At 58.5% G+C, this 8839-nt stretch carries 6 protein-coding genes; 3 read left to right on the top strand and 3 right to left on the bottom strand.

Annotation, left to right across the window (positions count from 1 at the left end):
- Positions 1-1774: beta strand repeat-containing protein (locus ACVOK8_RS04650; protein ID WP_481565793.1), on the bottom strand; the 1774-nt coding region annotated here is incomplete at its 3' end.
- A gap of 151 nt (positions 1775-1925) precedes the next feature.
- On the opposite strand from ACVOK8_RS04650, the gene ACVOK8_RS04645 reads away from it, so the two are divergent.
- Positions 1926-2525 (top strand): hypothetical protein, encoded by a 600-nt coding sequence (locus ACVOK8_RS04645; RefSeq protein WP_481565792.1) that lies wholly within the window; start codon positions 1926-1928, stop codon positions 2523-2525.
- Between the two features lie 74 nt (positions 2526-2599).
- Here the strand turns inward: ACVOK8_RS04645 and ACVOK8_RS04640 are convergent, their stop codons facing one another.
- A complete protein-coding gene (locus ACVOK8_RS04640; protein WP_481565797.1) occupies positions 2600-4213 on the bottom strand; it encodes a M4 family metallopeptidase in 1614 nt (537 codons plus the stop codon).
- 431 nt (positions 4214-4644) lie between these two features.
- On the opposite strand from ACVOK8_RS04640, the gene ACVOK8_RS04635 reads away from it, so the two are divergent.
- On the top strand, positions 4645-5100 hold the full coding sequence (locus ACVOK8_RS04635; protein WP_481565791.1) for a hypothetical protein: 456 nt from the start codon (positions 4645-4647) through the stop codon (positions 5098-5100).
- A gap of 243 nt (positions 5101-5343) precedes the next feature.
- Here ACVOK8_RS04635 and ACVOK8_RS04630 read toward each other — a convergent pair whose 3' ends face one another.
- Positions 5344-7497 (bottom strand): TonB-dependent siderophore receptor, encoded by a 2154-nt coding sequence (locus ACVOK8_RS04630; protein WP_481565790.1) that lies wholly within the window; start codon positions 7495-7497, stop codon positions 5344-5346.
- 785 nt (positions 7498-8282) lie between these two features.
- Between ACVOK8_RS04630 and ACVOK8_RS04625 the strand changes: the two genes are divergently transcribed.
- Positions 8283-8831 (top strand): fimbrial protein, encoded by a 549-nt coding sequence (locus ACVOK8_RS04625; protein ID WP_481565789.1) that lies wholly within the window; start codon positions 8283-8285, stop codon positions 8829-8831.
- Positions 8832-8839 lie beyond the last annotated feature (8 nt).

Below are 8839 nucleotides of genomic sequence, written 5' to 3'. Positions count from 1 at the left end.
CACCCCCCTCGTCCGTCCTGGGCGGGGCCCCGCCCAAACTCCCCCAACCCCCCCCCAAAAACCCCCCCCACCCCCCTCTTCTTTTGGTTGGGGGTCCCTCCCCGCCCGGGCGGCGGGCGCCGCCCACCAGGATTCCGTAGTTGCTGATGGTAGTGTCGCCGTCACCACCTTGGATTGCGGTGACTGCAACGATCTTCCCGGTGTTGACGAGATTGGACGTGCCGTTGCCACCACCCAGCAAGCCGTAGGCATTGCCACTAGCAGCAGCGGCATTGATCAAACCACTATTCAATGCAACCACCGCACCGTCTGTAGCGGATGCAAATATACCGGCGCTGCGGACGCCAGTAGCTGCCGCTCTAACATTGATGATGCCGGCGTTGGCGATGCTGAGTGTCCCACCGCTGATCTTTCCGCCCAAACCAGTGGCGCTACCATTCGACGAAGAAACAATGACCGTGCCCGTATTCTTCAGCGAGACGGCTCCGCCGCTACCTGCAGCAACGGCGCCGGCGGACGCTAAGCCATCAATCTGCATCCTGCCATTGTTGAGGATGCTCACGTTGCCGGTGGAGGAGCTTCCGTCAAGCCCAGTGTTGGCGTGCAGGTTATCAGCGACAACAAGCTCGGTCAGGGTTGTGGTTTTCAGAACCAACGAACCTGTATTCACCAGGTTCACGTTGCCGCTGACTGAGCGGCCAACGATGCCTGCAAATTCAGCTGGCATGCCCTGGACTACTCCGGTTCCCTTGGTCTCAATAGCGAGCACCCCGGTGTTCCACGCCGTTGCATTGCCTGCGTCTGTGTTAACAGATAGTCCAGCTATTCCTTTCCCGTTAGAGCCACCGAGCACCAGGAGGTATATAGGGTGCAAGACATCATCAGCGGGGGCGGATATCCTAAACGTTCCGGAGTTCGCCGCTGTCGCGTTACCCTGTGCACCTGCTGTTGCGCTTATGCCCGTGATGCTCACCGCTGGTGTCGAAGGTTGTAAGTCCAGCCCGGCTATTTCAATAAGACCCGCGTTGCTTGCAGTAGCATTTCCCTGGTTTGCCTGAGCAGCCAAGGAAGAAGCTAACGCGTATCCTATGGGATATTTCGCCCCCCCGATTTCTAGGTACGGCCCAACAACGCTATGCTGAATGTTACCGGAGCTGCTGTTCGCAACCAGTGCGTTACCTTCTGAAGATGTCGCCCGCATGACCGTGGGCAGCTCAGATGCAGTAGCGCTGCTCATCGCCCCATGATTGATGGCCTCAGCACCGGCAGCACCAGAAATACTGACGCCCGATCCAGCGGTTGTAATAACTTCACCCGTATTTGTAAAAATCGCTCGACCGCCAACGGCGTAAGCTTGGACGGCTATTGCTGATGTTTTAGTCGCATTTATCAGACCGGCATTGGCAATGCGCACGTCGCCATTGTCCGACATGGCAACTACGCCGATATCACCCAGTATTTGGCCGCCGTCCGTATTGTGGATGCCAACGTCGCCATCGGCAGTCACATGGACGGCTTCGCCAGTGTAATCTTCCACTGCGCTGAAAGCGCGTATTGTCCCAGAGTTCACCACCGTCGCTTTGGACCCTTCGCCACGCGCCGAAAGCGCGATCGCGTTGTTCCCGAAATGGGTTCCGCTGGCTTCAATGAGGCCACTATTTTCCAACGCGATATTGCCGCCAATTGCGTTGGTCGTTGCGACTATTCCATTGGTGATCATCACCTTTTCAGCGCCAGCCAGAACGGAGACGTCGCCTGTATTGATGATGTTCACGCCACCGGCGCCCGCGTCGTAGGCGAATATGCCAGTCACGTACCCTCTTCCCCCGCCACTTATCGTTCCGTCGTTTCTAATCAGCGTTCCACCATCTCCGGAGTTCCGGGAGAAGATGCCGTATCTGTGACCGAGCAGAGGCGTTGTGCTGTTGGACGACGAGAACATTGTGGAGATGTCACCATCGTTCCTTACCCGCGCGGATATTTCGCTCTGGTTCTCTATCCCTGCTGCCCAACTGTATCCGGTAGCGCTGATGCTGCCGGTGTTCAGTACATTGGTATTTTCGCCAGCGCTGAAAATGCCATCGGCCACGCCGAGGTCGCTGGTGCTGACTGCAATTTTCCCGGAATTTACTGCGGTTACATCCATTCCGTCGAAATTGGCTTCGATTCCTATTACATCACCCGCTGCGTGCTTGGCTATATCTCTACTGTTGATGACACGTGCTTTCAATGGCGCTGCCGCGGTAATTGCCGAACTATCTGAGAAGAGCACAGCAGAGGTGACTGCCGAAGGCAGTGGCGCGCCGAAAATTGAAGTTGGATCGTATGCTACCTGCGGCGATACCTCTGACAGACTGGTACTACAGTCTATGTCCGCAGCGGTGACGCAGGTCTGTGCCAAGGCAGTGCCGCTGGTCAGCAAGGCAATGCTTGTTGCTGCGATTGCGATGCGTATGGCATTGCTGAGCGCTGACGCATGGACGGTAGGGCGTTCCTGCGTGCGCCTGGACTTCATTTCGTGGTGAGCGTGGTTCATGGATTGACTCCAGAAGTTATTGAATCATGCGGGGTTATTGCAGCAGCCACAGCTAGGCAGCTGTCACATGGCAGCTGTCACGCTCACTGCGTCCCATGCTGCGGCTACCGCGCGAACCTGATTTGAGTCAGCACCAAAAAGGTCAGTTGCGGCGTTCAAGGTGGCGCCACGCGCATCGGCATACGTGGTGTTGGCGGTCATGTAGGCGGTCAATGCGAGATACCAGATCTTCGCCGCGTCGGTCTTGCCGATACCAGCCAGCGAGGTATTGCCGTTGCAGACCATCGCTGCCGGTGTCAGATTGGCATTTGTGCCTGCACCATAGCCGCTGGGTACGGTGGCTCCTTCAGCCAGAAGATAGAAAAAGTGGTTGCCAACGCCGGAAGAGTGGTGCGGGTCCGCCTTCGTGACTTCTTCTTCTATAAAGCAGTCGTAGGACACCTTGTCCAGCGAAGGCTTGAACATGTAGCGAAGCGGACCGCCAAAGAACTTCGAAATTTCCTCGCCGATCAGGTAATCCGGTGGATTTTCGGGCGAGTTCACCTGGAACTCCACCATGGTGCCGAATATGTCGGAGGTGGCTTCGTTCAAACCACCGGATTCACTGGCATAGAAGAGGTTTGCTGTTCGGCTGGTCACGCCATGCGCCATTTCATGCCCAGCTACGTCAAGGGCTGTCATGCCATCGCCAAAGGTCAAGCAGAAACAGCCGTCCCACCAGAAGGCATTGACGTAGCCGATGCCGTAGTGCACACGCGTGGTTGCGCCAACCCCATCCCCGGCGATGCCATTGCGATTGTGCGCGCTCTTGAAGTAATCCCAGGTGGCTGCAATACCGTAGTGTGCGGCGACTGCATCGGATTGCCGGTTCGTGCCAGGCGTTGTGCCCCAGACATTATCGGTGTCGGCAACTAAGGCGGCCTTAGACACGCCCATGGCGCCGCCCATGTCAATGGTATGACCACCGCCACGGCTCTTGTCCAGCAGCAGATAGTTGGTGCTGCTGCATTTGGTGGTGTTCAACGGCACCGCCCCCATGAACGGCGAGTGGCCGGTGGCGGTGACGGCTACGCCGTTGGCGCAGCCCACATTGCCGCCGCCTGGTGCGGCGTTATGTACGGTGTCCCATGACGCGAGCGTTGCACCGGTCTGCGCGTCGATCAGGTAGCGCATGTCGGAGGGCCGCCCATCCTTGAGCTGCCCCGCCATGCGCACCTGATAGGCCAGCCTGGGCGTGCCACTTTGTGCGTCGATCACCAGCGCTGCGCTGGGTGCTTGTGTGAAGCTTTTGCCGAAGGCAACACCGGCTTCCACAATAGCGTCAGCTGAGCTGATCTTCGGCACCAGCGATGCGGGCCGGACGGCGGTGCGCAGGGTCTTTGAGATGGAAAGCAGCTTGCCTGCACGCGAATGAACGACCACATCACCACCCACCACGGGCAGGCCGCGATAGGTGCGGTTGAATCGCACGTGCTCAACACCGCCGGCACCTGCAGGAATGTCAACGGCTACAAACGCATCGCCGCTGCTGGCAAAACCCTGGGCTTTCCCTGCAGCGCTTGCAAGCAAGGCCTGCGCGCGGATTACCGGTGCAGCGGTGGGGGAAGGTCCGGCTGCATGCGCACCACCTGCCGCAAGCGTCGCAGCAAGCGCGGTGCTCAACAGGCTCAACTTCAACATTTTCATCTTGGTCAATCTCCAGTTTTGAACAGGGTGTGGAGAAGGCGGGAACAAATATCTTCCAGGCAGGCATTGCATACATTGCGGGGCAGGGGAGCGCCCCTTGCTTCGTCCGGAGTTCAGTGTTTCCGCCGTGTCTGGCATCTGCAATGACATCCACGCGTTGATGTATTGGAAGTGCCGCTGCACGTTCTACGCGAGCGCATGCGTGCTCTGAAGTGCGCAAGTTGACAATTGGTTGGGTGGCGGGAACTAAACGAAGATTTGTAATGCAAGCGCCATGTTTGTGCGCGTTGCTGCAAAAATTTTTTGTGTTGTTGGAGTGATAACGATGGCGCGTTGCGGATGTCGTTTCGTTCCAACGCGTGCGTGGCGCGACGCAGCGTGATGCACTGACCTGCAGCGATTCTGCGTCAGGAAGTAGTTGTATGGAAAAGCAACGCATCCGCCATCAACCTGCCTGTTGGAAGGCAACAGGCGTTGACTGGCGGTTGGAAGTTTGTGATGAATCGTGCAAGCAATCTCTGCTTAACGACGATCATGATTCCCCAAGGATAGAGATCTTGATTGCCAATAATCGTGTTTCTATTTTCTTTCCATCATTCCGTGCTGTTGTATTGGCGGGACAACAGGTTGTTGCATGCAAGCTGGCAACGGCCGATGCCATTGCTTGCATGGTGCTCGACAGATGCAGCCGGAACTTTCTGTTGTTGGCATGCTGTTGGTGTATACCCCTTGACCGAATCCAGATTTCATTGCTGGCTCAGCTCGCCGGGCAGCTCCGCATAGTCAATGGCGTTCACACCTACGGATGCGTCACTTTTGGAAAACTGCTGTTGCACGTTGTACCCGCCGCGCCGCGCAGACTGAAGTGCATCGATTGACATTTGCAACTTTTTTTCGCGTCTGTGCTGACAACTACGCTTGAATGCGCAGCCTGCAGTAACAGACGAAGGCCGATTGGCTACTGACGCCGTGTCATGAACTGGATATAGCGCTTGAAGTTGATCCTGCCCAACACTGTTCAGGCCCGTCCATGGTCTGCCGGTGTTGGGCCCGCACTTGAACGCAGGCGGGGGCTCTTGGTCGATGTGCGGGGTGCCGCCCCTGGTCCGCAACGGCAAGGTTTACCAGTCGATGCGCAGATCCAGCGAGGCATTCCTGGCTTCACCCAAGGTGTCCAGATTCCAATATCTGCGATTGAACACATTGTTGAGATTGCCGGTCAGCGTGGTGTCGAGATCGGCCAGCCTGGTGCGGTACTGGAAGCCGAGGTCAGCAACTGTCCGCCCCGGAATCAGGATGCGGTTGGCATCCTCGTAGTGCTGCTCGCCTGAATAGCGTACCGTGCCGTGCAGGCTGAAGCCCGTCAGCAGGGCAGGGCGGTACTCGAAGTTGCCAACGTAATGGCGTGGCGCTGAACCGGCCGGGCGGTTGCCGTGGAGCGCGGCGTTCTCCGGCGATAGATCTTCCAGACTGGCATCCAACCATAAACCACCCAGACCGATATCGAGGCTGTCGGTTACCCCGTAGCTGGCGATTGCTTCAAAGCCGCGATACAAGGTGAGCCCGTCCTGCACCAGATAGCGCTGGCCTTCACGCCACTGGTCGATCTTGGCGCCGCGTTCAACGCGGAAAGCTGCGGTCGTGAAACCGAACCTGCCGCTTTGGTACTTGGCGCCAATCTCGTACTGCTTGCTGATGGTGGCATCCAGCACCTGACCGGCATTGGCGTAAGGTGGCTCACTGTCAAAGCCAACCCGGCCCGCAGATTCCAGCGACTCCACGTAGCTGCCGTAGATCGACACCGCGTCCACCGGCTTGTAGATCAAGGCAAGCGTTGGCGTCATCGCCGAGGTGGCGTAGCGCGAATCCACGGCCGGGTCGCCATCTTTGTCGCGCTGTTCGTAATCGACGTAGCGTGCGCCCAGTATCGCCTGCCATTTCTCGCCGAAGTGCAGGGTGTCGCTGGCGAACAGCGACTTCTGCCGCTCATCCGAGCTCACTGGTGCGAAACTGAAATCAGGAACGTGGTGGGAGATGAAGCCCTGACGTTGGTAAAGGTTGCCCGAGAAGTCATTGCTCCAGTAAAACTCATTGCTCCAGCGGTCCCAGCTGCGCTGCACCGCACCGCCAAACACCAGTTCATGGCGGATCGCACCTGTTTCGATGCTGCCGGTGACCAGCACCTGGGCAGCGCTGCTACGCAGATCGGCGGCGAAGTTATAGACGCTGCCCTCGTAATCACCCGCTTCATTGAGCAGGTTGCCGAACATCTTGTTGGAGTAGTGCTTGCGCCGGCTGCCGCCAACGGTGAAGTCAACGTTCCAGTCTTCACTCACGCGCCATTGCAGGCCGGTGGTGGCATTGGTGGTCTTCGCACGGTAGTAGGAATTGCGTACGCGGACGTTTTCGTAGTCGTAGTTGGGGCGGGGCAGGCGATCGCCCTCGTAGGTATCCCAGTAGAAGTACATCGGCTCATGCTTGAGCTTGTTGTCCTCGCGCAGCAGTTCGGCATGCCATACCAACGAATCGCCGATCGGCTGTTCCACCGCTACCGCAACTACTTCGCGATCGAGCCCCGCGCCGTTGTAGGCTTCGCCGCCGTCCTTGGCGAGGTTGACGCGGACGCCGAATGAATCAGGTCCATTCACACGGGAGCTGGCATCCACGCGAGCGGACCAGGCGCTGTCGTTGCGCCAGCCAAGCGTGGCGGAGAGCATCGGGGCACTGGTTGGCCGCTTGGTGCGATAGCTGACGATGCCGCCGGGCGAACCGAAGCCGTACATGAAGCCTCCGAGTCCTTTCAAAGCCTGCACCGACTCGACGGCTTCGAGCGGATACTCGCCGCCCCATTCCATCAGCATCGGTACGCCATCCACATAGTGGTTGCTGACGCCGATGCCTCGGATCTGCGTGCCCCACCAGGCAGTCGTTGCCGAAGGCTCGGCTGCGTAGACCGAGGGATCATTGATGAAGACGTCGCCCAGCGTGGTTGCACCGCGCTTCTCAATGTCTTCCTGCTCCACCACGGTTACCGAAAACGGGGTGTCCAGCAATCGCTTGGTGCCCAGCGCGCCGGCACTGGCGTCCAAGTTGAGGTTCAAGCCCAGGCGCTCGCCCTTGACACGAACGGTGTCGAGCTCGGTTGCCTCCTTGGCGAATTGCCCAACGGGGACAGGCTCTGCCGTTTGCGCCTGCACATTCAAGCAGGCCGCGGAAAGGCAGGCGTACAGCACGGAGAGACGCGGCAGACGCACGCGCAAAAGACGAGGCAGCAAGGAGGTGGCCTTGACGAGAGACACAGACAGGGACAGGGCGACGGCGGCCTGCCAGCAGTGGTACCGCGGCGATCCTATTGCGAATGAGTCGTAATGGCAATATTTCTTAAATGCACGAGCTGAGCTTCGATCAGGCGCGCGGCGGTCGCTGCCAGCTGAATCCGGACTTCTGGAAGCGGGCGTGGGCTCAGTTCGCTAGCGAAGGCGGCGCACCTTTAGCTGTTGATATAGTGACGAGTCACTAAATAAGGCAAGTGTAGTTCTGCAATGCCAGTCTGACCGGAGTGAGGGTGGGGCAGGGCATCGGACAGGACTGGTGCTGATACGTTTGCCAATCGTCGCCTGCGCCCGCATCAGGGCATCCGAAGAGTACTGGCGACCATCGTCCAGACAGCGATCACTTGTACAACCACGCATCATGGCCGCGGCTGCCGGCACCAGCGAAAACACGCAACTGCAGTGCACAACGGCATCGGCGATGCGTTCACTCAAGTCTGCAGTTCAGTCGCTCCGGCATTGGAGGAGACCATTGCATCGCGGGCAACAGATCCCTGTGCAGCGGAATCTGCCGCCGCCGAAACGTCCGGCGCTCCGCTGCTACTTCTACGTCCACTCGACTTCACGTTTACGCCTGGTGCTGATAGCAGCGGTATGGCAAGCGAAGACGGGAACTGCGCTGGTGTCGTGCTAGAAAACTCTGTGTTTTAGGCCTTGTCCTATGTTCTCGCCGAACGCTGGAATCAACAATGCCGCCTCCCAAAACAGAGTTCCAGGAGCAAAACCAAATGAAGCATCAAGCAAGCAGCGTTCTGATTTCGTTGGTCGCAGCCATGGCGGCAAGCGCATCGGTCAACGCGACCAATGTCATCACCTTCAATGGCGAAGTGACCGACCAGACCTGTTCGGCCGTCATCAATGGTGGCACCGATCCGACCATCATGCTCAACAGCGTTCCGGTGTCCGACCTCAACGGTGCGGTTGGCAATTCCGCAGGTGAAGGCGTATTCACCATCACCCTGACCGGCTGTGCTGCGTCGGGCGCCGATGAAACCTTCACCACCTTGTTCCAGGCAACCAACCCGACCATCAGCGGCAACCTGACCAACACTGCGGCCGCTGGCGCCGAGGGCGTTGCACTGCAGTTGCTTGATGCGCCGGGCGGTACTCCGGTGAACCTGGCCGGTGGTGCGGCTGTGCGTGCTGGCGAAATCCTGCTGAGCGCCGGTGAGACGACCGCCACCCACGACTATGGCGTGCGCTACATCTCTGAAGACGCTTCCGTGACGCCTGGTCCGGTGTTGGGCTCGGTGACCTACACCGTTCGTTACGAGTAACAGGCTTG

It is taken from the genome of Stenotrophomonas sp. STEN083 (assembly GCF_056759195.1).
Note: the sequence above shows the minus strand (reverse complement) of the source record. Positions and strands in the feature narration are given on the sequence as shown.

Excerpts from the sequence above, each read along its gene's own strand:
- ACVOK8_RS04635 (WP_481565791.1), top strand. The coding sequence starts at position 4,645 with ATGGAAAAGCAACGCATCCGCCATCAACCTGCCTGTTGGAAGGCAACA.
- ACVOK8_RS04625 (WP_481565789.1), top strand. The coding sequence starts at position 8,283 with ATGAAGCATCAAGCAAGCAGCGTTCTGATTTCGTTGGTCGCAGCCATG.